This is a genomic window from Gilvimarinus sp. 1_MG-2023, from assembly GCF_030548285.1.
Map to the genome: position 1 here is coordinate 1 of NZ_JAUOSC010001490.1, position 246 is coordinate 246.

Annotated in this window: 1 pseudogene; it reads right to left on the minus strand. The window is 57.3% G+C overall.

From position 1 onward, the window contains the following. A pseudogene (locus Q4563_RS21780) lies at positions 1-246 on the minus strand (FAD-dependent oxidoreductase); the annotation flags it as partial.

Sequence of the window (246 nt, forward strand, 5' to 3'; positions counted from 1 at the left end):
GCTCGACAGCGTGTGCCAGCAGCTGCTCTTTCAGTTCCAGACTGGAACGGGTGTTATAGAGCGGGTACGGATCCGATCCACCACCAAAGACCAGTTCGCCACGACCGGTTTGCTGGACGTAGCAGTGGAAAGCTGGAGAGCTGACCAATGGATTGAGGAAAGGCTTGACCGGCTGGGTCACCATCGCTTGCAGCGGGTAAGACACAATCGGTAACCGGAAACCGGCTTTTTCGGCCAGCAAGGAGC